Here is a 22,661-nt window from a genome sequence, read left to right on the forward strand (position 1 = left end):
TCGTACCTCGCCGCCACGGCCGCCATCGGCAATGGCTATAGCATTGCGCGATTTTGACGTATCGATTCCGACAAAGAACTCGGTATGATGACCCACGACTCGCCCTCCTTGTTTGAGGCTCTACCCGGTCCATCCGGGCAACCCTCGTCGCAACATCGAGGGTGAGTCGCCTCATTTTGTGGGGGGACATACAGTCTAGCAGACTCAAACGAGCGCTCACTTCGTGCCCGGTTCATCGGATCTGAAGCTTTTAAGCAATCGCCGCAACCAAAGCTAAACCAAACACGTAAGCGAGAAATTCACTCGCTCCTTCTACCCAAGGTCGCGGTCAAGGCGGGAGAAGTCGGCGTGGGTTGGAAGCTCTTTGCACTGCTAATTGTCGTGCTCACGGGTTGGAGTTTTGCGGACTCAGAACCTTACACTTCGACAGGACTTATCCACCTGATGATGAGCGCGCTATCGGCGGCCGGTCTTGTACTTATGGCATTTGAGATTGACTTTTTGCCGCGCAAATTCTGGCGCGCATTTTCCGTGGCATATGCAGCGTATAGCGTTGGCCTGATGGCCTTTTCCAGTCAGAACCTTTACAAGCAATATGCCGTTGATGGGCGGTCTCTGTCGGCAGTCGTCAGCGCATTCCTCATAATGGCCACCCTCCAGATCGCCATCAACATCGGACTTTGGGTAAACGCCTCTTCGCGTTTTTCAGCGCGAGGCAATGCCTGATGTACTTCCTCACTGCCTGCTTGATCGTAGGAGCCCTGAGTGCCCACGTATCGTCTCGTCGGTCCTGGAACTTGTTGCAGGACTTTCGGGTGGCCAGCGCTACTCAGCGGCTCGCGGCGCGGCGGCGTGCGCTTTTGCCGGTGCTCTGCTTGGGATTTTTTCTGCTGCTGCTGCTTCTATTAAGTCGCGTTCTAGGTTCGGAATTTACTGCCGTCACAGCGGACTGTTTGGTATTACTCGTTTCGATTTTTGCCGGGTTGTTTATCGGCGTATTTGGTGTCATCGCCGCGACGGACCGTCGTTGATATGATCCCGCGAAATCGGGCAGGCCAATGAAAGCTCATTAATGGGCACCATTTACGCGATGCTGATGATCACTACGTTCATTCTAGGGTTTATCGCAACCGTCCTGTGGGGGCCAGATTTCGAATGGCTTGGGCGAGATGTCGAGGATGCCTACATCTTCAAGATGGTTGGCATCGGACTGGTCGTGTTCTTCTTAATCGCAATTACCTTCCACCTCATCTGAGGTCCTACAAACTGGACGGTGTTGCGCCTAAACGTCAGCTTCTGGCCCATAGTCGACTCTCTAAGGTGGGCTGACCATGTCCGCTCCCAACTTGCGGCTATTCATCCAAATCGAATTTGTGAGCACCCGCTCACGGCGCCGGACACGCCGCTCCGGTCTTCACCCACGCCTCCACCAGCGCACCGGCCTGCGCTTGCGTGCCCGGCACGGGTGAGCGGCCGAAGCCGGGCTTCCAGGCCCAGCCGACGAGGGTGTCCTTGCCGATATGGTCGATCAGGTCTTCCACCTTGCGCCCGCCATTGCGCGCAGGATCCCTGATCTGCTCGCAGATCTCGCCGACGGTCTTACCCTCCCAGGCCATCTCGCGCGGGGCCAGATGCCAGTCGGGATGGCCGGGCATGCGGCCGGGCTCGAAATTGGCGCTCTGGTGGCAACTGTTGCAGCGCATCGCCTCGAGCCCATGGCCGTCGGCGCCGCGCGTGACCGGCGGCTGATGCAGGCGGGCATTGTCGCCCTGGTGCGGCCTGTCGCCGGCCGGATGACAATTGGTGCAGCGCGGATGCGTCAGTACCTTGCCGAGTTCGGTGAAGATTGCGGCCGAACGCTTCTCTGTGTCGCCGATCGAAGCAAAGCTCTCGGGTGAGGCGAGGGCGTGGCTTGCCGTCCCCGACGCCGCAAAGCCCGCAGTGAGACTGCCGGCAAGGGCGGCGACCACAGCAATCATCTTGAACCGCAGGTCGGAGATCATGATGCGCGTCACTTGGTGGCCATGAGGTAGCGCTTGGAGTCGGCGAGGATCACGTCGCGCACCGCCTCGTGATATTTGACGTAGCCGGTGCAGCGACAGAGATGACCGTCGAGCGCATCCGCGATGGTCTGCTCCAGTGCCTCGCGCGCCACCGGTGTCCGCGACAGGCGCTCCAGCAAGACCTGGCCCTCATTGAGGAAGCCGGCGGTGCAATAGCCGCACTGAAAGGCGAAATGCGCGATGAAGGCCTTTTGCAGGGTCGAGAGCTCGCCGTCCTTCGCGTGCCCCTCGACGGTGCGGATCGACTTGCCGTCGAAATTCACGGCGGGCGCGACGCAGGTCGGGCTGGTGGTGCTGGTGCCGTCGGGCGCGTCGACGATGACGGCGCAGCTCAGGCATTGCGCGGCGCCGCAGCCGAACTTGGTGCCGGTCATGCCCAGCATCTCGCGCAGAAAATCATTCATCGAGAGATCGTCGCGGACGTCCATCGGACCGTGCTTCTGACCGTTGATGGTGAGGCTGAGGGTCGTCACGCGAGCACTCCCTTCAATAGGCTTGCGGTGACCGGCAGCGCACGGAAGCGATGGCCGGTGGCGTCGTGGATGGCGTTGATCAGCGCCGGCACGATCGGGATCATCACGACCTCCGCCATGCCCTTCGGTGCTTCGTCTGCCGTCTGCGGCTTCAGCATCTCGATCTCGAGATCGCGGAGCGGCAGGTCGGAGCCGCGTGCGACCAGATAGCGCCCGAGATTCCATTCGCCGTTGCCCGGCCCGCCTTCGAACGGGGGCAGGGTTTCGAGCAACGCGTAGCCGACGCCCATGGCGAAGCCGCCCTGGGCCTGGCCCATCACCACCTCGGGCACGAGCGCGGTGCCGCATTCGAGCACGCTATAGGCCTTGGCGATGCGCAAGCTCCCGGTTGCGCGCTCGATCTCGACGCGAACGACCGTGCCGCACATCGAGGTGTAGGCGGTGCCGATCCGGTTGTTGTCGGTCGGCGGAAACTTGACGCTGGTGCGGTTGATCCGCTCGAACTTGCCGTTGCCTTTGCGGATCGCCAGTGCGTCGATATCGGCGCGGTATTGCTCGCCGGACAGCGGGAAGCGTGCCCGCGACCACGCCCAGCGCGAGAAGCTGTGCGCAACCGCACCGGTGACGAAGCCGCGCGAATGAGCTGTTGCCGAGAGCACGGAGAGGGCGAGCGGTTCGAGGCCGGGCATGGTGAGCTGGCCGTTCTTCCAGCTTGCGCTGGCCCATTGTCCCGCGCGCGGATCAGTCTTTGCGATGCGCCACAGCTCGAGCGCCGAGGGCCATAGTCCGAAGCGGAAAATGACGCGGGCGGCTTCCGCGGCGGAATGGGTGCCGACATGGGCGCCGATCGAGGAGCTTGTCGGCGAGCTGATCGCGGGCACCCAGCGCGGGTTTTTCTCCGCGGCATCCTGGGTCTTCTGGTCCATGGTGGAGGGATCGCCCGACGTGACCAGCCCGAGCACGTCATAGCTGTCGACGCGGGCGACCGAGACCTCGTCGGCGATGGCGCCGAGATGGCCGGCGACGCGGTTGGCCAGCGCCGTCCCGATGCCGTTGCCCATCTCGACATGATCGCAGAAGATCACGATCTTGCCGTCAGGTCCAAGCTCGACCCGGCCGAGCGAGCCGTCCGCGCCGGAGCCGTAGTCTTTCGTCACGCAGGCGACGCCGGTGCCGACCAGCCGATCCGACGAGGTCTGCTTGAACTGCGCCCGCTGCTGCCAGATCGGGTGCTTCTCGAGCTTTTCGAGGATTTCGGGCGTGCGCACCGAGACGATGTAGGGATTGCCCGTCATGGTCCGGCCGTTCTGGGGCAGCGCGTTGCGCCGCCGGAATTCGATCGGATCGTGCTTGAGCTCGGACGCGGCCTCGTCGATCAGGACCTCCAGCGCCGTCATGGCTTGCAGGATGCCGTAGCCGCGCATCGAACCCGCGCTTACGCCGCGCGAGTGCACCGCGACAGTCCTGACGTCGACGTTCGGAATGTCGTAGATGCCGATCGCGCCGGTGGCCGCGACGACGGCAACACTGGCCGAGAAATGGGCGATGCCGCCGCCGTCGAGCGCGTGATCGGCCGCGAACGCCTTGATCTTGCCGGTCGCGCGATCGATACCGATGCGCGAGCGCATCTTGATCGAATGGCGCTTGATGCCGGCCTGAAACTGCTGGTAGCGGTCATGCGCCAGCCGCACGGGCTTGCCGGGAAAGCAGACCGCCGCGAGCGCAACATAGAGAATGAAAGGCGTGTGATCGCGGCCACCAAAGCCGCCGCCGACATGGGCGAACTGCGCGTTGATGTGCGCCGGCTTGTAGGGCGCGCGGGCCTTGCCCAAGAGATGCGCGATCGATTCCGCCGCCTCGTAGGGCGACTGGACGCCCAACAGCAGTTCGAGATTGCCGCCCTTGCCGTCGTACCAGGCGAGCCCGCATTCCGGCTCCAGGAACATCGGGTCGACCGATTGCGTCTCGAACTCGCGGTCGAGCACAAGCATGGAGGCGTCATCCGCTGCAAGCTCGGCACGGATCTGCTCGCCATATTTCGCCGCCTTGGCGTAATCCGCGGGCATGTCCTTCGCGAGCGGCGACCACACTGGCAGCGCCGCGCTCTGGACCTTCTTGGGCGAGACCCAGCCGGCCTGGAGCGGCGAATAGACATCCGGCTTGTCAGGCGAGGGGCCTGCCACGCGGGTGAAGCGGAAGGCTCCGTAATCCGGGACGACGACAGGCCCGGTCTCTTCGCCGAAATGGACGAACGTGCCGTCGCGCAGCGCCAGACGCGCCTGGTCGAAGGCGTCGAACTTTTCGAAGATCAAAAGCGCGACCGGCTGTCCCAGATAAAGCGGCGTCTTGCCGATCGGGCAGAACAGGTCGCCCGCATAGAATTCCGGCACCTGGGTCCCGATCCGGTCGAGATCAGTCGCAGTCACCACCACCGACGGCTTGAGCGCGCCGCCGAGGCGGGCGAGGTCCAGCCCGGTATAGACGTGCGTGGCGTCGTTGGCGCGGACCAGGATGGCGTGCGAGGTGGCCTGCGGCCAGCCCGGCATGTCGTTGGCGCGGAAGTCGGAGGCGTAAAGCTTTGCGCCGGTGACCTTGGCGACGCCGTCGACACGGCCGGCGCCATTTGTCGCGGGATTGAACTTGCCGCGTCCAGGCAGCGTCTCGTGCGCTGCGAAGGGCACGCCCGCCGCGGACGCCAGATGTGACAGGCTGACCGAGATGCCTCCCGCCGACAACCACTTCACGAACTCGCGTCGCGAAGGCCCCATGATCATATCCTTGTACAGAGTTTCGAGAACATCGGGATGCGGCCAGCATGCAATGTCCGGAGGGCATAGGCCAGCGCCAGCGCGAATCCGTCACGATGCATCCTGCGACGATAGAACGGCTGAGGAGGTTTACAACCAATGAATGTGGTGCGCTTGCGCCTCGAATTGTGGTTTGGTGCTTGCTTTAGAGTCGAATCGAACGGAAGACGGTCCGGCAACAGGGGGCGCAATTCAAATGCAGCAGGATCCGAACGGTGCGTCTTCAGTCACCAGCACGATGGGCACGACGACGTTGTCGCGCCGTCAATTGCTGGATTGCGGTCTCAAAGCGGGCGCGTTGTCGCTGTTCGCAGGTGCCGCAAATGCCCAGCACGCCGTGCACGACCATGCGGGCATGTCCCACACCGCGGACATGTCGCCGAGCATGGGGATGGTCGCTGAAACGCCGGTTCCCGCCATGGACCAAGCGCTGGTCGAGCCCGAGGTGCGGCGGTCCGTCAATGGCGTGCTGAGCACGACCATGCGCGTCGGCTATGCCTATCGCCAGATCGGCGGCGTCAGGCTCTATGTCAGGTCCTATGAGGGCGGCAGCCCCGGCCCGACCTTGCGCATGAAACCCGGCGATACCCTGCGCATCAAGATGATCAACGATTTGCCGCCGAACCGCGATGGATTGCCGGCCGACATCAGCCATCCGCACCAGTTCAACAACACCAATTTCCATTTCCACGGCGCGCATACCAGCCCGAGCGGGATTTCCGACAACGTCATGCGCTCGATGGCGCCAGGCCGCAGCTACAACATCGAAATCACCCTGCCGGCCGATCACACCATGGGCACCTACTGGTATCACCCGCATCACCACGGCAGCGCCGACATCCAGATGTCCTCCGGCATGGTCGGCGCCGTCGTCATCGAGGGTGATTTCGCCGAAATTCCCGAGATCGCCACAGCCCGCGAACGGCTCATGGTGCTCACCCAGGTGGTCTACGATTCCAACGGCATGGTCGAGAATTTCGAGACGCTGTTTCCCGAGACCGCGACGCGCTTTCTCGCCATCAACGGCCAACGCCGGCCAATGATCGAGATGCGGCCCGGCGAGGTGCAGCGCTGGCGCATCCTCAATGCCGCCTATCAGGACGACATGCTGCTCGACCTGGAGAAGCACGATCTGCAAGCGATCGCCTATGACGGCATCCAGCTCGGCGCCATGCAGCCGCTCAAGCAGGTCCTGATTGCGCCCGGTCAGCGCGCGGACATTCTGGTGAAGGCAGGCAGCCCCGGCACCTACGCCTTCAACGCTACGCCCTACGATCAGGGGCATCCGTCGCCGGTCGGGCCCTTGGCGCGGGTCGTGGTGTCAGGTGCGCCGATGGACATGAAGCTGCCGCGCGCCCTGCCGCCGGCGCCGCTCGCGACCATCAAGGACTCCGAGATCACCAACCGCCGCAAGGTGGTGCTGTCGGCGACAGCGCCGGAGGCCGACGCCGCCGGCCATTGGCAGGAATTCGAGTTCTTCGTCGACGGCAAGAAGTTCGACCCCGGCCGCATCGATCAGCGGGTCAAGCTGGGCGCGGTCGAGGAGTGGACCATCGTCAACACCCATGAGCATGACGACCACGTCTTCCACATCCATACCAACCCGTTCCAGGTGATCTCGGCCAATGGCAAGGCGCTGGCGGTGCCGGAATGGCGGGATTCCGTGATCGTGGAGCGCAAGGGCGGCCAGGTCGTGTTCCGCTCGCGCTTCATCGATTTCACCGGCGTCTACATGCTCCACTGCCACATGATGAACCATGAGGAGATGGGCATGATGCAGACCGTGGAGGTCTACAAGGCCTAAGCTGCGGGTCGAATTGCGCGAATTCGGCGGCGCGCGGGGCTGATCCGGGTCCGGCCGGGCTTCCCCTGGGGGCCCGCATGGCCTATGACGCTGCAACGCAACAATCCCCCAAAAAGACCTCATGATCCGCCTCGACAACGTCAGCAAGCAAGCCGGCCACCAGATCCTGTTCATCGAAGCGTCCGCCGCTCTCAACAAGGGCGAGAAGATCGGGCTCGTCGGGCCGAACGGCGCCGGCAAGACCACGCTCTTCCGGATGATCGCCGGCGAGGAACCGCCCGATGAGGGGCAGGTCTCGACCGATCGCGGCATCACCATCGGCTATTTCAACCAGGATGTCGGCGAGATGGCCGGCCGCAGCGCCGTGGCCGAGGTCATGGACGGGGCTGGGCCGGTGAGCGCGGTGGCGGCCGAGCTGCGCGAGCTCGAGACCGCGATGGCCGATCCTGACAAGGCCGACCAGATGGACGAGATCATCGCGCGCTACGGCGAGGTGCAGCACGCGTTCGAGGAGCTCGACGGCTACGCGCTCGACGGCCGGGCGCGCGAGGCGCTGTCCGGCCTTGGCTTCAGCCAGGAGATGATGGACGGCGACGTCGGCAAGCTGTCCGGCGGCTGGAAGATGCGCGTGGCGCTGGCGCGCATTCTCCTGATGCGTCCCGATGTCATGCTGCTCGACGAGCCGAGCAACCATCTCGATCTCGAAAGCCTGATCTGGCTGGAAAAGTTCTTGCACGATTACGAAGGCACGCTGCTGATGACCTCGCACGACCGCGAGTTCATCAACCGCGTGATCTCGAAAGTGGTCGAGATCGATTCCGGCTCGCTCACCACCTACGCCGGCAATTACGAGTTCTACGAGCAGCAGCGGGCGCTAAGCGAGAAGCAGCAGCAGGCGCAGTTCGAGCGCCAGCAGGCGATGCTCGCCAAGGAGATCAAGTTCATCGAGCGGTTCAAGGCGCGCGCCTCTCACGCAGCTCAGGTGCAGAGCCGGGTGAAGAAGCTCGACAAGATCGAGCGGGTCGAGCCGCCGCGCCGCCGCCAGACGGTGGCGTTCGACTTTCCGCCGGCGCCGCGCTCCGGCGAGGACGTCGTTGCGCTCAAGAAGGTGTTCAAGGGCTACGGCAGCAAGCGGATCTATGACGGGCTCGATTTCATGATCCGCCGCAGGGAGCGCTGGTGCGTGATGGGCGTCAACGGCGCCGGCAAATCGACGCTGCTCAAGCTCGTCGCGGGCGCGAGCGAGCCGGACGATGGCACCGTGGCGGTCGGCGGCAGCGTCAAGATGGGCTATTTCGCGCAGCATGCGATGGATTTGCTGGACGGCGAGCAGACGGTGTTCGAGTCACTCGAATACGCGTTTCCGACCGCGGGGCAGGGCTCCTTGCGCGCGCTCGCCGGCTGCTTCGGCTTCTCCGGCGACGACGTCGAGAAGCGCTGCCGTGTGCTATCGGGCGGCGAGAAGGCGCGCCTCGTGATGGCGAAGATGCTGTTCGATCCCCCGAACTTTTTGGTGCTGGACGAGCCAACCAACCATCTCGACCTCGCCACCAAGGAAATGCTGATCACAGCGCTGTCGGATTTCGAGGGCACCATGCTGTTCGTCTCGCATGACCGGCATTTTCTCAGCGTCCTGTCGAACCGCGTGCTGGAGCTGACGCCCGAAGGCATCCACCAGTTCGGCGGCGGCTACACGGAATATGTCGCGCGCACGGGGCAGGAAGCGCCGGGGTTGCGGTCGTAGTGATCGGCGGTAGCCCGGATCGAGCGAAGCGCAATCCGGGGATCAATCTCCGCGTTCTCCGAAGTTGCCGCTTATCTCGCTGGATCCACCCCAATCGGGCGGCAGCACGCCTTCGCGGACGTAGCGATGGAGCGACGAATGCGGCCAGTCTATCGGTGACGCGACAAGGCCGTGCTTGACTGGATTGTAATGGATGTAGTTCGCGCAGCGTTCGAAATCGGCATCGTCGCGAATGGTGTGCTGCCAAAATCGCCGTTGCCACAACGCGAATTCGCCCCGACGTTGCGGGAGATGGGGGCACCTGAAACAGCCAGTTGATGCGTGAAGGAGCTCTTGATCCGCCACCATCGGCCGGAAAAGTCAGCGTCATTGTCCGGCAGCGTCATGATGACGTGCAGATGATCAGGGAGGACCACGATTGCATCGATCGTGAACGGCCTGTCGGCGCGCGTCATACGAAATGCGTCGCGCAGTTTGTGAACATGATCGACCAACGCGGATGATCTTCGATCATCCAGCGCCACCGTGAAGAAGAAGGTCCCGCCAGGGACGAAGTTGCGCCGGTAGCGAACCACGCGGGCACCTTCCCGGATTACGCTTCGCTTCATCCGGGCTACAACCAAATCATGTCTATTGCAATATACTCGCTCGCTTGCTCGTTTAGGATGCTCTCGCTACCCTCCCTAAAAATCGGGAGTGAAGCAGCCATGAAGCAACTGCGGATCGGCGACATCACCATCGATGCGGTGATTGAACGGGAAGGGCCGTGGCGGCGGCCGCAGGATTTTTCCCGGCCTATGACGAGGGCGTATTCAAGCGGCATTTGCCGACGATGGAGCCGGAGGTGTTCGACGCCGCGCGCGGCATGATGGTGATCACCTATCAGACCTTCGTGGTGCGCACGCCGCGCTATACCATCCTGGTCGATACCTGCACCGGCGAGGACAAGGGCCATCCGCCGCCGTTCGATTTTCCGGGCAAGGCGCGCTGGCGCAACGAGCTGTTCGCGCTCGGCATCGGCTTTGAGCAGATCGACTACGTGTTCTGCACGCACCTTCACATCGACCACACCGGCTGGAATACGAGCTTGCGCGACGGTCGTTGGGTGCCGACGTTCCCGAATGCGAAATACGTCTTCCACAAGGGTGAATATGCGACCTGGGAGGCCGAGCATGCCAAGGGCAGCAATCCGCCCGGCACCGTGTTTCGCGACAATTGCCTGCCGATCGTCGAGGCGGGACAGGCGCTGCTGGTCGATGACGACTACGCGCTCGACGACACCGTCACGCTGACGCCGACGCCGGGGCATTCGCCCTGCCATTGCTGCGTGAACATCTTCTCGAAGGGGCGCCGCGCGGTGGTCGCCGGCGACCTCATGCATCACCAGATCCAGTGCCGCGAGCCGGCCTGGTCGGCCAGACCGGATTGGGATCCGAAGCAGTCGGCGGTGTCGCGGCGAAAGTTCTTTGCTTCCGTCGCGGACACCGACACGCTGATCCTGCCGATTCATTTTCCGGCGCCGACGGTCGGGCTGATCAAGCCGCTCGGCGCCGCCTTTGATTACCGTTTCAAGCGAGAGTAGGGCTAGCTCAGTAGGTGTAGAACATCCGCTGGATTTCCTTCGTGTCGGTCGTCTTGGTCAGCGCCAGCATCAGCAGAATGCGCGCCTTTTGAGGATTGAGCGTATCCGAGACGACGAAGTCGTGCTCGTCGTCCTTGGCCTCGCCGTTGCGCGCGACGATGCCGTTGCCGACGCGGCTGCTGCGAACGATCACGACGCCCTTCTTGCGGGCCTCGTCGAGAGCTGGCTCGACCGCGGGCCTGGCCAGGCTGCCGTCGCCGACGCCGGCATGCACGATCCCCTTGGCTCCGGCGCCGACAAAAGCGTCGATCGCGACCCGGTTCATGTTGGCATAGCCGTAGACGATATCGACTTGCGGCAGGACATCGAGGCTGGAGACGTCAAATTCGGAGTCCGCCGTGTGGCGGCGCGTCGATTGACGATAGAAGTACGGCTTGTTGCCCTGCATGTAGCCGAGAAAGCCGAGTTCCGGTGTACGGAAGGTGTCTGCCGTCGAGGTGTTGTTCTTGGTGACATCGCGAGCCGCGTTGATCTGATCGTTGAGAGCAACCAGCACGCCCTTGCCGACGGCCTCGTCACTGCCCGCGAGGATCACCGCGTTGAAGAGGTTGATCGGCCCATCCGCGCTGATCGCCGTCGACGGTCGCATTGCGCCGACGACGACGACGGGCTTCTTGCTCTTGACGACGAGGTCCAGGAAATAGCTGGTTTCCTCGATCGTGTCGGTCCCGTGCGTGATCACGATGCCGTCGACGTCGTCCTGCGCGAGCAGCGTGTTGACGCGCTTGGCAAGCTTCAGCCAGTAGTCATTGTTCATGTTCTCGCTGGCGATCTGGAAAACCTGCTCGCCCTTGACATTGGCCACCGTTTTCAGTTCGGGGACGGCATTCAGGAGGGTCTCTATGCCCACCGTGGCTGCGGTGTAACCGACCACGGTGGTGCTGCTCGCCCCGCTGCCGGCGATCGTGCCGCCGGTTGCGAGCACCATGACGTTGGGCAGTCCCGGGCCCCGCGCGTTCGCGGCTTCAAGTCCGATGAGCAGCGCGAAGAGCAAGCTCATTGCCGCGATGAAGTGATGACGCACTCGAGGTTGCCACATCTTGACGTCCCTTTCCTAGAAAGCCTTGTCGATGCGCCCCGCTTCGCTCAGCACCACATGATCGGTCAGTCGAGAGCTCCTGTCTAGGGCGACGCTTTCGGATGATTTGGTCTGGAAGCCGGCACACGCAAACACACACGCGAATGGCCGGGACAAGCCCGGCCATGTGGCAGTTCGTCTGGCGATTGCTCGCTAAAGCAGCAGCGAATTCGCGGCGCCTTACGCGCCCATCTCGCACTTCTTCATAAAGCTGTTCTTGGCGGCGCCGGCGAGCGGCTTGCCCTCGGCGCTGACGGCCTTGGGCGCGCAGGCTTCGGCTTTGCACTTCTTCATGAACGAGGTCTTGGCGGCGCCAGCCAGGGCCTTGCCGTCCTTGCCGACGGCCTTGCTTTCGCAGGTGTCCTCCGCGAAGGCCGAACCCGCTGTAAACGTGGCAACGATCGCAGCCAGGAAAATCCGCTTCATCATGATTGTCTCCCTAAACCAGAAATGGCACGCGGATTGGAGCCGGGAATCGTGGCGCAATCAAGCTGGATGAGCGCCTGCCGTCCGGTCTTCCTGGCGATTTTTCGAACGCGGGTTCGACGGGGCCCACGGTCTGCTGCACTGCTCGCTGACCGGGACGGGCGATCCTGCTAGCTTCGGGCGAGTTTAGCCGAAGGGAGATCGTGATGGAGACCCTGATTGCGAACATGCCGGATGCCGCTTCTGACCGGCATTCTCACCTGGTTCGGCCGCAAGACATGGAATGGCAGAAGACGCGCTTTCCCGGCTGCGAGGCCAAGACGCTGCTGTTCGATCGCAGCAGCGGTCTGATGACGGCCTTGATGCGCTTTGCGCCGGGATCGGTGCTGCCCGATCACGAGCATGTCGGCGTCGAGCAGAGTTATGTCATAGAGGGCGCTCTCGTCGACAACCAGGGACCGGCCAAGGGGATTGCCTGCAAGGCCGGCGAATTCATCTGGCGCGAGGCGGGCAGCCGGCATGCGGCCTGGTGCCCGGAGGGCGCCCTGATCCTGGCGATCTTCCAGGTGCCGAACAAGTTCTTCGAAGCCGACGGCCGCGTCGTCGATGCCGCCGGTCAAGATTGGGACCAAACGTGGGGGCACACCAACGCGCAACGGGCGGGGAGGCCGCGATAGGCGGCTCTTCGCAGCTCAACTGCCGTCATCGATGCTTCTGACGAGCATGGTGACCTGAACGGCGATCAGCCGCCGCATCTCCTTGCCGTTCCTGGCGGTTTCGCGCAGTCCCCGCATGCCGAACACCAGGCATCGCGCCAGCACCTCCGGCTCGATCGCTATCCCGGCGGCCTTCACCTGATCGCGGATGAGGTCGGCGACCAGACACTGGAAGTTGTCGTAGACCTTCCGAACTGCGGGGAAACGGAGGTCGAACAGATCTGCCGAATCGGGATGCGCCTCGATCAGGTCGAAGCCATGCGATCCCCAGGATTTGCAGGCGTGGAGCAGCTTGGCGTGAAGGCCGTCGAGGCGCGCGATTGCGGCCCTGATCTCCCGATGCTTCTGCTCGTCCATTCGCTGGATCACCGCCGCGAACACGGCATCCTTGTCGGGGAAGAGCAAATAGAGCGCCGGCCGCGACATTCCCGCCTTGGCGGCGACGTCGCCCATCGTCGTGCGGGCATGGCCGTAGCGGGAGAAGACCTCCGTTGCAGCCTCGACGGCAAGCGCCTCTTTCGAAATGCTGGAACGAGCCATGAGCCTCACAAGCGTTGGAATTGAACGTCGGGTCATATTGACAAGATATCAATAATTGTCAATTTGACGGAAGCGGCATGAGGCCACGAGAGGTTCTGCGAGATGAACGATGAAGCGCGACTGAAGATATGGAACACCTATCAGGCGGCGTGGGGACCCATCGATGACGACGAGCGGCGTCGGCTGCTTGAGCAAAGCGTGGCCGCGGACTGCGTGTATACCGATCCGGGCTCGCAGATTGAGGGACGTGACGCCTTGATGGCGCGCATCGGTCAAACCCAGCTCAAGTTTCCCGGCGCGCATTTCAGGAATGACAGCTTCCTCGAGCACCATGATCAGGGGCTTTTTCGCTGGACGATGTACGACGGCGCCGGTCGCGTGTTCGTCACGGGCGAGAGTTTTGGCCGCTTCGGCGACGATGGCCGCCTCGTTCAGGCGACCGGCTTCTTCGACGTGCCCGCTGCCAAGGCCTGAACGCCGGCCGGCGCGGCGGTCGATCCTGCCGCTCCCGACATCGCCCTCAGGCGCCGCGCGCGAGAAGCGCTTTGAAGTCCGCGCGTGCGCGCTGTGCTTCGGCTCGCGCCACCGCGGAGGCGTCGCCGAAGCCGAAATAGCCGTGGATCAGGCCGGGGCCTTCATGATGCTTCACCGGCACACCGGCGGCTTCCAGCGCGCGTGCATAGGCTGTGCCCTCGTCGCGGAGGGGATCGAACCAGGCGGTGGTGACGATCGCGGGCGCGACGCCGGCGAGCGAGGCCGCGCGTAGCGGCGAAACGCGCCAGTCGGTGGCATGCGAGGGATCGGCGAGATAATGGCCGCAGAACCACTCCATCACGGCGCGCGAGAGGAAGTAGCCTTCGGCATTCTCGGCGCGCGAGGGGAAGTGTGCGTTCTCGCGCGCGTCCGCATAACTCCCGAGGACGTCGGTTACTGGGTAGACCAGGAGTTGTGCGGCGAGCTTGATGCCGGCGTCGCGGCAGGCGATCGCGGTGGTGGCGGCGAGATTGCCGCCGGCGCTGTCGCCGGCAACGCCGAGGCGTTTTGCATCGGCGCCAAATTCCGCGACGCGGCCAAACACGTCGCTGACCGCGGCAAAGGCGTCCTCGAACGCCCCGGGAAAGCGCGTTTCGGGCGGGCGGCGATAGTCGACGGAGACGACGACTGCGCCAGTCTCGATCGCAAGGTTGCGTGCCTGCCGGTCGTGAGTCTCGAGGTCACCCGCGACCCAGCCGCCGCCATGGAAGAACACCACGGTCGGCGCCGGCGTGGTGCCAACCCGGTAGATACGTGCATCGAGCGGTCCGGCGCCGCCTTTCACCTTGATATCCGCGACGATGTCCACCGGCGGCGGCGTTATGGCCGCGCGTGAGGCAGCCAGTGCGCGCAAGGAATCGCGTGCGCTCTGTGGCGTCATCGTCTTGGCATCGCGCATCGGCAGCAGCGGAATGATCTGGGCGATGACGGGATCGAGCGGTGCGGCCATGTTGGGATCCTCACAGGGTTCTTGGTCTTGCTTGCGGGTTAGCATAGATATGGCGCGCCGCATCGGCAACGGCTCGCAGTTGCATGCCAGGGTTTGCGATGCCATGGGATGAACGGGCAGGGAGGTCTTGAGGTGGAATTCGAAACGCTGGTCCAGTCGCGCCGCAGCGTGCGCGGCTTCAGGAACGAGCCGGTGCCGCGCGCGGTGATTGAGGCGATCATCGACAGTGCCAAACGTGCGCCGTCGTCGATGAACACCCAGCCTTGGCATGTCCACGTGCTCACAGGCGGGCCGCTGGATCAGCTGCGCCGACGCAACATGGAGGAAATGGTTGGCGGCGCCAAAGTTAAGCGCGACATCGTCAGCCATGGCGAATACCAGGGCGTGCACCGGACGCGGCAAGTCGACGTCGCCAAGAAACTGTTCGGCGCGATGGGGATCGCGCGCGACGACAAGCCGATGCGGCAGGACTGGGTGCTGCGCGGCTTCCGCCTGTTCGACGCGCCGGTCTCGCTGGTCTTGACCTATGACCGCGTGCTCGATCCCGGCGCGGTCTGCCATTTCGATCTGGGCGCGCTCTGCTACGGCATCGTGCTCGCGGCCTGGGACCGCGGTCTCGGTTCGGTGATCAACGGGCAGGGCATCATGCGTTCCGACATCGTGCGCGAGGTCGCGAACATTCCGGAGGACGAGGTGATCATGACCTGCGTCGCGATGGGCTATCCCGACGACAACTTTGCCGCGAACGCCGTTCGCTCCGATCGCGAGGGCAACGACGATTTCGTGCGTTACGTCGGATTCGCCGAGTAGCGCAGGCAGAGGAGATTATTCTCTCGCCGAATTTTTTTTGGTGCGGACCGCTTGGCGGCCTCTTGCATTCTCGATCGTGCGGGAGGAACAATGTGCGGACTGAAAGGTTTGATGCTGGCGCGAGGGAATTGACATGCGGCGGCTCGCTAGCCTGGTTCGACGGTTCTTCGGCCCGCGAGTGCGGCGTCCGATCGATGATGATCCAAGTCTTCCTTTCACCCCCGAAGAGTTCGGCCGGATGATCCGCAGCGGCCGGCACGAGGACATGAAGCTGCTGGCCGAAGGGCTGGCCTGCCGGACCGCTCCGCGCCGCACCAGACACCGCGCCGCGCACTAGGCTGGGGTCGAGACGGGTTGCTGCGCTCATCTCGTGAGTGCGACCTGTCTGAACGCGGTCAGCAGTGCCTTTTCCAGCTTTCCACTCATTCCGCAGAGAATGTTATAAGCCTCTGCCCGCGGCATCGTTGGCTTGTAGTGCCGGTGCTCGATCAGGGCAGCGTAGATGTCCGAGATCGTCAGGATGCGCACGATATCGCCGATGTTCCCGGCGCAGAGCGCATCCGGGTAGCCGCTGCCGTCGAGAAATTCGTGATGATGCCGCACGGCATCGAGGATCTCCGGCGAGATATTGTCGTGGTCTTTCAGAAAATCGTAGCCCGCCACCGGGTGCGTCTCGATTATGGCACGTTCCTCCGGATCGAGACGGCCGGGCTTGTCGAGGATGGCAAGCGGGATCCGGGCCTTGCCGATGTCGTGGAACATGGCCGCCGTGTATAGCCGCTCCAGATCTAACCTGCCGACGCCAAGGCTCAGGCCGAAATCGATGGCGACGCCGGTGACGAGGAGGCAATGCTGATAGGTCCCCTCGTGATGGCGCCGCACCGTCGTGAGCCATTCCGACAGGCCATGCTGGGTGATGCGATCGGCGATCTGGCGGCCGGCTTCTCTGGCGCCGTTGACGTCGATCGGCTGGCCCGATGTCACCGAGGTGAACATCGATTCGATCGCGGTCGCCGCGGTCTCGGCCGCATTGTCCGGCTGCGCCGCGTGACCTGAGGAACCAGACGCCTCTTCGGCGGGATCAGCCAGCGCTACCAGCAACTTGATCTTGTCGATCGTCCCGGGAAGGACGAGCGTGGCCCCGAGCGCGTAGGCCTGCGAGATACTCATGTGAGAGGGGTGTTCGACCAGGAAGATGCGCTTGGTTGCCTTCGCGAGCTTTACGCCTCGTTTCTTGATGGCCGCAATGGTGTGGACATCACGCAATTCCGCACGGATGACGATCGCGAACGGCACCTGGGACAGCTTGGCTTCCGCGTCGAGCCGTTCGCCTGCGACGGCAAACTGCTGCTCGAGCATCGAACAGACGCTCGACAATTTGTCTGAAGAATCAGCCAGCACATGCACGAACGGGCGTGCCGCTTCCTTCTCTCGGATGCCGCCGTCGCCCTTGACGCGGCGGGATATAATTCGCGCGTTCTGCACGGTTGACCTGAATTATGCTGAGTGGATGGGCTGATGAATCCTTGGGGCCTATTTGCTCTGAGCGGCAGTCTGCGCGGCGGCTGCCGGTTTCCTCTTGCCGTCTGCGGTGACGAAGTGCACGCCGGCGGTGGTGCCGTCGATCCAGACCAATTCGCAGCGCCGGTAGGCGAGCCCCGTCGACGACAGCAGCAGGAAGAATTCCTTGGCCCGCAGAACGTCGAGCGTGCCCTCGACTTCGATCTTCGCACCGCTTTGCGATATGTCGAGCAGAACGCAGCTGCGCCGCCACGTGCCGTCCGAGCCCATCAGATTGACCGGCTGCTTGTGATCCATTTTCACGCGCTGCGCTTTGCGACCGTCGAACTTCATCGGCTAACCCCCATCTTCGCGCCGCGATTTGCCGGATCGCTCGTGTTGGCGCTTGCCGCTATTTCCCCCCATCGCACTGTCCATTGGCTGGTGGACAGAAGCAGCGTCTCGAAGATCCGTTGCGCGCGCTCGCGCCCGGCATAGGAGAGCCTTTTCCCGCTGCGGTTGCTCAGGATGGTAAGGGTGGTCTGCCAGTTCAGCCGCGAGGCCCGGCACGCCATGACCAGCCCCTCGCAATCGTCGTCGCTCACGACACGCTCGATGATTCGAGCGGCGCCCCAGAAAGCACCGACAGCGCCGTGAATAGGTTGGCCGTCTCGCCGCGGATCGCAAAACGGTTCACCGTGGAATCGTTGAGCTTGCCGATGCGGTTGAGGACGACAATCTCCGGCCTCGCGCTGGCGTAGTCGGCCCTGCAAGGCCGCTTTGGCGGAGCCGGCTCCGTTTCCGGCACCGGCGACGCGGCGAGCGGGTTGGGCGTGGCCGGTGCCTTCCGGGCTGGTGGGGCGGAGAGCAGCTTGCGCACGACCAGGTCGGGCGTGCCGGGCCGGAGCACCAGCGCCTTCGCGATCTCGCCGTCCTGGTCGGCCATGGCAATCAGCGCTGCATAGGCTGCGTCGGAGAATTTCGTTCCCGGGTTCTTGATCAGGGCAAGGCAGATCGGGCCGCCGTGCTTGATCAACGCTTCGGTCACGGTCGGCGCGATGTCGCTGCGGGCGGCGATCGCGCGTCGATGCCATTCGCCACGGGAGTCAATGACAGCCTCGAGATCTGCCGCGGAAAGTGCGCGCGACTTGAGCAACACAGGACATGCCACGTCCGGATTATCGTGCGAGGCGAGACGCCACAATGTTTCGGGAGGCGCGATGTCAAGCTCGGCGAGCGCCATGCTGAGCTGAACCAGTGCGCCGGTCTCGACCCGTTCCGTCAATCGCAGCAGAACACCGTCGACCACGTTGACGAGCAATTCCCGGCACTGGCCGCGGCTACCAGTGAGCAACTGCACCATGCCGGAGAGAATGCGTGCGCAACGCTCCGCCGGGCACGTTGCGACCGTCTCTTCCAATTCAGCGAGAATATCAGCAGGCGAATTTGCCATCATGGCAGGGGCCTGACCTAAAATTAATTTGGACTATCGAACTGCTTCTATTCCGCTCGACAAACGTTAATTTGAAATTTTGATTTTGCTCGTCTAGGTATATGTGCACCGCTGGCCACACGGGAAACGCTATCGAAAATTGGCGAGATTTGATGCGCCGGCTTGTCCTTGGACTTCGACGCTCGCCAACTGGTCAACATAGTTCGAAGTGATTCTTTCAGACTTAAGGGACACCGGAACGGGGAAGTTGGGCCGGCATCGTCGCCGGACGCGCGTGTGTTGCGACGCGAAGTTTCACATTTGCCATGAACAGAACTGATGATGCGCCGACGCTAGCGCCGAAGGTATTTCGTTTCACCGACGTCGATGAATTTCGAAGTGCCATACGAGGCCTGAACTTCGAGTTCACGCCTTTCGTACGGAGGATTTCGGCCGAGCAGACCATTCTGTCGCTGCCCGGCTGCGACGTGAATTTGACGCGGGCATTTCCGCGGGTCGTCGACGCACAGCTCGTCGAGAATTGTACCGCGATCGGATTCACGATGGACGATTTGGACGTGCCGGTTCGATTCAACGGCACGCAGCGCACACGACCCGTCATCGTCATCGGCAGCGGCGGCGCAACCTACACCACCATCGAGGAAGTGCCGCGGCAAATCGGCTCGGTGGTGTTCAGGCCGGAGGTGACGGATCGCGGCTGGCCACAAGCAGCCCTCTGCTTCAACATCTTCGAAACGACCGCCGCGGGCTTGAACCGGCTCCGCGGTGTGGTTCGGGAGGTGCTGGCAGCCGCTTCGGAGCCGGTCGATGCGCCCGACGTGCCGCTGAAGGCGGCCGCCATGAAGGAGACCCTGCTGGGGACTGTGGACGCAATTTTCCAAAGTATGGGTCCCGCGCGATGGACCCTGCGCCCCAATGACGAGCGCAACTTCAAGGTCTTTCAGGACATCCGCGCGCTGCTTTCCGACGACCTCTCCCAGCCCATCTACAGCGACGAGATCGCGCGCAAGCTCGGCTTGTCCGTTCGCACCATGCACGACGTCGTCCGCCGCTATCGCGGCATGAGCCTGCACCGCTATCTACGTCTGCGGCGGCTGTGGCTGGTGCGTCAGCGGTTGCTCGCCGGTGCCGACAGCGTCAAGGCCGTCGCGCTGGCGTTCGGCTTCTGGCATCTCGGCGACTTCTCCAGAAGCTATCGTGACAGGTTCGGCGAGACACCGTCGCAAACGCTCGAGCACGGACGGCGAACCTAGCGCGTCAAAACGTTGAGGCCGGCCTGCTGATCCGTGCTATACTACCGGCCATGAGCAATCGCATCCTCGTCCTCTACGGTTCCTACCGTTCCGACCGCATGGGCATACGCCTTGCGAATTTCGTCATCGATCGCCTGCGCGGTCGCGGCGACGACGTCGTGTTCATCGACGCCAAGGCGATCGGCCTGCCGATGCTCGATCGTATGTACAAGGAATATCCCAAGGGCTCCGCACCTGAGGCGCTGGAGAAGCTGGCCGGAGAGATCCGCGGCGCCGATGGCTTTGTCTTCGTCACCGGCGAGTACAATTGGGGCATCCAGCCGGGCCTGAAAAATCTCACCGACCACTTCCTCGAGGAGTGGTTCTGGCGTCCGGCCGCGATCGTGAGCTACTCGGCCGGCCGCCTGTCCGGCGCGCGTGCCTCGACCGCCTGGCACGGCACGCTGTCGGAGATGGGTATGGTGGTGGTGTCGAGCACCATCGGCGTCGGCCCGATCGCACAGACGCTGTCGGAGGCGGGCGAACCGATCGGCGAAGGCGGCAAGGCGTTGGAACGCTCGTTCCCGCGCTTCGCCGACGATCTCGCGTGGTGGATCGAGGCCGCCAAGGCGCAGCGGGCGCGCAAGGCGCCGCCTTATTGACGGTCCCGTAGCCCTGATGGAGCGCAGCGCAATCCGGTGCCGTCGGTGTTTGCGGCACGATTCCCGGATTACGCTGCGCTCCATCCGGGCTACGAATTTGGATGCTACGCCGACCTGACCTCGCCGAGGAAGCGGTCGAACTGTCCGGCGAGATCGCGCGACTGGGTCGAGAGCTGCTCGGCTGCGCCCAGCACCTCTCTTGCGGCCGTGCCGGTATCGTCGGCGGCGCGCTGCACGCCTGAAATGTTGGTGTTGACCTCCTGGGTGCCGCGCGCGGCCTCCTGGACGCTGCGGGCGATCTCCTTGGTCGCCGAGCCCTGTTCCTCGATCGCGGCCGCAATCGCGGTGCCGATCTGGTCGATTTCGCCGATGACGTCGGCGACGTTGCGGATCGCGGTGACGGTCTCGTCGCTCGCGGTCTGGATCGCCGAAATCTGCTCGGAGATTTCGGTGGTGGCCTTGGCGGTCTGGCCCGCAAGCGATTTCACCTCGGCAGCAACCACTGCAAAGCCGCGGCCGGCGTCGCCGGCGCGGGCAGCCTCGATGGTCGCGTTGAGCGCCAGCAAATTGGTCTGCTCGGCGATGCTCTGGATCAGCGTGACGACGTCGCCGATCTTCTGCGCGCCCTCGGCCAGCGCACGGGCGGTGTCGCCGGTGCGGCGGGCGTTGTCGACGGCGCGGGCGGCGATCTCGGTGGATTGGGCCACTTGACGGCCGATCTCCGAGATCGAAGAGGTCAGCTCTTCGGTGGCGCTCGCAACAGTCTGCACGTTGCTCGATGTTTGCTGTGAGGCGGCGGCGACGACCGCGGCCTGGCTGTTGGTCTGGGCTGCCGTCGAGGTCATCGACTGCGCCGTGCTTTCCATAGTGGAGGAGGCTTTTGACAGTCCGCCGACGAGCTCGGTGACCTTGGCTTCGAACGCGCGGGTGATCCCGTCGAGCGCCTGTGCGCGGCGCATCTTGCCGTCGTTCTCGGCCTGCTTTTCGGCCGCGAGGCTGTCAGCCCGGATCATGTTGTCCTTGAAGACCCGGACAGCCGCGGCCATCGCGCCGATTTCATCGGAACGTTCGGCGCCGGGAATCTCTTCCGCGACTTCGCCGTCGGCGAGCCGCGACATCCGCGTTGTCAGATTGACGATCGGGGCGCAGACGCGGCGGCGGACCGTGACGATGAGGCCGGCGCTGGCGATCAGCACGGCGAGAAGGCCCGCGAGAGCGATGGTGAAGCTGGTGTGGGCCGCAGTGGAGGCACCGGCGAGAATGTGCTCGGCGTTGTCGTAGAAGGCGTCGCGGACCTCGATGATGGTGCCGAGGCCGCGCTGCGTGGCGGTGTAATAGGTGTCCATGTCGTGTTCGTACTTGCCGCTGACCGCACCCTCCTTCACCAGCTTGAGCTCGCGGCCGAACTCTTCGATGTAGATCGCGTTGAATTTCTCCAGTGCGGCGGCGATGTTCGCCGGCGTTGCGGGATTGCCGCGCAGCTCCAGCAGCGACATCACGATCTGATCGTTGCGGCCCTGCGAGCGGCTGATCTCGGCCTTCTCGGTATCGGTCGCTGGTTTCTTGCCCCCGACGAGGTTCTTGTGCAGGCTGGAGTTGAAGCCGCCGACGTCGCGCAACGTCATCGCGATGTTGGCGTAGCTGGCCTGCCGGTAGGCGTCGCCGTTGAGGATCGCCATGCGGCGGACCTGCTCGTTGAGCAGCGCAGTCACGCTGGCGTTGAGCACGGCGTTGTCGGCGACGATCTTCTTGGCGGCGTCCTTGCGCGCCTCAGGCGGGCCCGACATCGCCTTGTCGATGGCCTCGCGCAGCGACGTGAATTTCGAATTGATGGCGTCGATGTTGCCGCCGGTGGTGTTGCCGTCGTCGAACGGGCCCGGCAGGTCCTTGCGCAGCGCGTTCATCCTGTCGCGGGCGGCATCGGTCTGCTTGCGCAGCTTGTCCTGTTCGGCCAGCAGCGCCGGGTCGACGGCGGGAGGGCCATAGAGGATGTTGGTGGAAAAGCCGCGCTCGGGATTGAGGTAGCGCGGGATGTCGCTGACGGCGCGGACGATCGCCAGCCGCCCCTGGGCTTCGGTGATTCGCTCCATCGTCTGGTATTTCGTTACGGCGACGTAGACGGCGAGGCCGCCGCCCACGGTCGAGAGCGAGACGATCGCGGTGGTCAGGAGCGTACCGATTTTCATGAGTCTGTCCGGCAACTGGCGCGGGAAATAATTTGCACGGAC

At 63.6% G+C, this 22,661-nt stretch carries 21 protein-coding genes and 3 pseudogenes; 12 read left to right on the plus strand and 12 right to left on the minus strand.

All coding sequences use genetic code 11. The features are described from left to right. Positions 1–348: 348 nt before the first annotated feature. From AC0L3A_RS04435 to AC0L3A_RS04445, 3 genes are all read left to right on the plus strand, one after another. On the plus strand, positions 349–726 hold the full coding sequence (locus tag AC0L3A_RS04435; RefSeq protein WP_275169727.1) for a hypothetical protein: 378 nt from the start codon (positions 349–351) through the stop codon (positions 724–726). 89 nt (positions 727–815) lie between these two features. After that, on the plus strand, positions 816–1,031 hold the full coding sequence (locus tag AC0L3A_RS04440) for a hypothetical protein (protein WP_473253683.1): 216 nt from the start codon (positions 816–818) through the stop codon (positions 1,029–1,031). 41 nt (positions 1,032–1,072) lie between these two features. Next, entirely contained in the window at positions 1,073–1,255 is a 183-nt protein-coding gene (locus tag AC0L3A_RS04445) for a hypothetical protein (RefSeq protein ID WP_473253684.1), read from the plus strand. A gap of 130 nt (positions 1,256–1,385) precedes the next feature. Here AC0L3A_RS04445 and AC0L3A_RS04450 read toward each other — a convergent pair whose 3' ends face one another. From AC0L3A_RS04450 to AC0L3A_RS04460, 3 genes are read right to left on the minus strand one after another with little or no spacing between them, the layout of a single operon-like run. Next, positions 1,386–2,003: an Isoquinoline 1-oxidoreductase subunit gene (locus tag AC0L3A_RS04450; RefSeq protein ID WP_473253685.1), complete on the minus strand. Its 618-nt coding sequence runs from the start codon at positions 2,001–2,003 to the stop codon at positions 1,386–1,388. A gap of 8 nt (positions 2,004–2,011) precedes the next feature. Next, positions 2,012–2,536 carry a (2Fe-2S)-binding protein gene (locus AC0L3A_RS04455; protein WP_007591800.1) on the minus strand — a complete coding sequence of 175 codons (525 nt, stop codon included), beginning with the start codon at positions 2,534–2,536 and terminating at the stop codon, positions 2,012–2,014. Then, positions 2,533–5,304, minus strand: coding sequence for a xanthine dehydrogenase family protein molybdopterin-binding subunit (locus tag AC0L3A_RS04460; RefSeq protein WP_473253686.1), 2,772 nt, complete (start codon positions 5,302–5,304; stop codon positions 2,533–2,535). The genes AC0L3A_RS04455 and AC0L3A_RS04460 overlap by 4 nt, the downstream gene beginning before the upstream one ends. Before the next feature lie 235 nt (positions 5,305–5,539). Here AC0L3A_RS04460 and AC0L3A_RS04465 point away from each other — a divergent pair, with 235 nt between their 5' ends. Both AC0L3A_RS04465 and AC0L3A_RS04470 read left to right on the plus strand, forming a co-directional pair. Continuing rightward, on the plus strand, positions 5,540–7,147 hold the full coding sequence (locus AC0L3A_RS04465; protein ID WP_007591797.1) for a multicopper oxidase family protein: 1,608 nt from the start codon (positions 5,540–5,542) through the stop codon (positions 7,145–7,147). A gap of 121 nt (positions 7,148–7,268) precedes the next feature. Beyond that, a complete protein-coding gene (locus AC0L3A_RS04470; RefSeq protein WP_473253687.1) occupies positions 7,269–8,891 on the plus strand; it encodes an ABC-F family ATP-binding cassette domain-containing protein in 1,623 nt (540 codons plus the stop codon). A 42-nt stretch (positions 8,892–8,933) separates the two neighbouring features. Here AC0L3A_RS04470 and AC0L3A_RS04475 read toward each other — a convergent pair. Beyond that, a pseudogene (locus AC0L3A_RS04475) lies at positions 8,934–9,466 on the minus strand (REP-associated tyrosine transposase). A 132-nt stretch (positions 9,467–9,598) separates the two neighbouring features. Here AC0L3A_RS04475 and AC0L3A_RS04480 point away from each other — a divergent pair. After that, positions 9,599–10,473: pseudogene (locus AC0L3A_RS04480) on the plus strand (MBL fold metallo-hydrolase). 7 nt (positions 10,474–10,480) lie between these two features. Here the strand turns inward: AC0L3A_RS04480 and AC0L3A_RS04485 are convergent. After that, the gene (locus AC0L3A_RS04485) at positions 10,481–11,572 is read right to left on the minus strand and encodes a type II asparaginase (RefSeq protein ID WP_354128143.1); all 1,092 of its coding nucleotides are present in this window, start codon (positions 11,570–11,572) and stop codon (positions 10,481–10,483) included. A gap of 219 nt (positions 11,573–11,791) precedes the next feature. Next, positions 11,792–12,040, minus strand: coding sequence for a hypothetical protein (locus AC0L3A_RS04490; RefSeq protein ID WP_473253688.1), 249 nt, complete (start codon positions 12,038–12,040; stop codon positions 11,792–11,794). A gap of 203 nt (positions 12,041–12,243) precedes the next feature. Between AC0L3A_RS04490 and AC0L3A_RS04495 the strand changes: the two genes are divergently transcribed. After that, positions 12,244–12,714: a cupin domain-containing protein gene (locus AC0L3A_RS04495; RefSeq protein ID WP_007591784.1), complete on the plus strand. Its 471-nt coding sequence runs from the start codon at positions 12,244–12,246 to the stop codon at positions 12,712–12,714. 15 nt (positions 12,715–12,729) lie between these two features. On the opposite strand, the gene AC0L3A_RS04500 is transcribed toward AC0L3A_RS04495, so the two are convergent. Next, positions 12,730–13,293, minus strand: coding sequence for a TetR/AcrR family transcriptional regulator (locus AC0L3A_RS04500; protein WP_007591783.1), 564 nt, complete (start codon positions 13,291–13,293; stop codon positions 12,730–12,732). A gap of 102 nt (positions 13,294–13,395) precedes the next feature. Between AC0L3A_RS04500 and AC0L3A_RS04505 the strand changes: the two genes are divergently transcribed. Further along, the gene (locus AC0L3A_RS04505) at positions 13,396–13,767 is read left to right on the plus strand and encodes a nuclear transport factor 2 family protein (RefSeq protein ID WP_473253689.1); all 372 of its coding nucleotides are present in this window, start codon (positions 13,396–13,398) and stop codon (positions 13,765–13,767) included. Positions 13,768–13,813: 46 nt separating this feature from the next. On the opposite strand, the gene AC0L3A_RS04510 is transcribed toward AC0L3A_RS04505, so the two are convergent. Beyond that, on the minus strand, positions 13,814–14,776 hold the full coding sequence (locus AC0L3A_RS04510; RefSeq protein WP_473253690.1) for an alpha/beta hydrolase: 963 nt from the start codon (positions 14,774–14,776) through the stop codon (positions 13,814–13,816). Positions 14,777–14,908: 132 nt separating this feature from the next. Between AC0L3A_RS04510 and AC0L3A_RS04515 the strand changes: the two genes are divergently transcribed. Continuing rightward, entirely contained in the window at positions 14,909–15,586 is a 678-nt protein-coding gene (locus AC0L3A_RS04515; RefSeq protein ID WP_473253691.1) for a nitroreductase, read from the plus strand. A 133-nt stretch (positions 15,587–15,719) separates the two neighbouring features. Next, positions 15,720–15,923 carry a hypothetical protein gene (locus tag AC0L3A_RS04520; protein ID WP_473253692.1) on the plus strand — a complete coding sequence of 68 codons (204 nt, stop codon included), beginning with the start codon at positions 15,720–15,722 and terminating at the stop codon, positions 15,921–15,923. Between the two features lie 26 nt (positions 15,924–15,949). Here the strand turns inward: AC0L3A_RS04520 and AC0L3A_RS04525 are convergent, their stop codons facing one another. The 3 genes and pseudogenes from AC0L3A_RS04525 to AC0L3A_RS04535 form a co-directional block, all read right to left on the minus strand. Further along, the gene (locus AC0L3A_RS04525) at positions 15,950–17,071 is read right to left on the minus strand and encodes an HD-GYP domain-containing protein (protein WP_473253693.1); all 1,122 of its coding nucleotides are present in this window, start codon (positions 17,069–17,071) and stop codon (positions 15,950–15,952) included. A 48-nt stretch (positions 17,072–17,119) separates the two neighbouring features. After that, positions 17,120–17,440, minus strand: a complete 321-nt coding sequence (locus tag AC0L3A_RS04530; protein ID WP_007591767.1) for a PilZ domain-containing protein — start codon at positions 17,438–17,440, stop codon at positions 17,120–17,122. Continuing rightward, positions 17,437–18,542 (minus strand): annotated as a pseudogene (locus AC0L3A_RS04535) (DUF2336 domain-containing protein). The gene AC0L3A_RS04530 and the pseudogene AC0L3A_RS04535 overlap by 4 nt, the downstream one beginning before the upstream one ends. 302 nt (positions 18,543–18,844) lie before the next feature. On the opposite strand from AC0L3A_RS04535, the gene AC0L3A_RS04540 reads away from it, so the two are divergent. Beyond that, positions 18,845–19,792: an AraC family transcriptional regulator gene (locus AC0L3A_RS04540; protein ID WP_219683899.1), complete on the plus strand. Its 948-nt coding sequence runs from the start codon at positions 18,845–18,847 to the stop codon at positions 19,790–19,792. A gap of 50 nt (positions 19,793–19,842) precedes the next feature. Then, a complete protein-coding gene (locus tag AC0L3A_RS04545; protein ID WP_007591764.1) occupies positions 19,843–20,433 on the plus strand; it encodes an NADPH-dependent FMN reductase in 591 nt (196 codons plus the stop codon). 104 nt (positions 20,434–20,537) lie between these two features. Here the strand turns inward: AC0L3A_RS04545 and AC0L3A_RS04550 are convergent, their stop codons facing one another. Further along, positions 20,538–22,619, minus strand: coding sequence for a methyl-accepting chemotaxis protein (locus AC0L3A_RS04550; protein WP_473253694.1), 2,082 nt, complete (start codon positions 22,617–22,619; stop codon positions 20,538–20,540). Between the last annotated feature and the right edge of the window lie 42 nt (positions 22,620–22,661).

It is taken from the genome of Bradyrhizobium sp. MI1.3, from assembly GCF_055811695.1.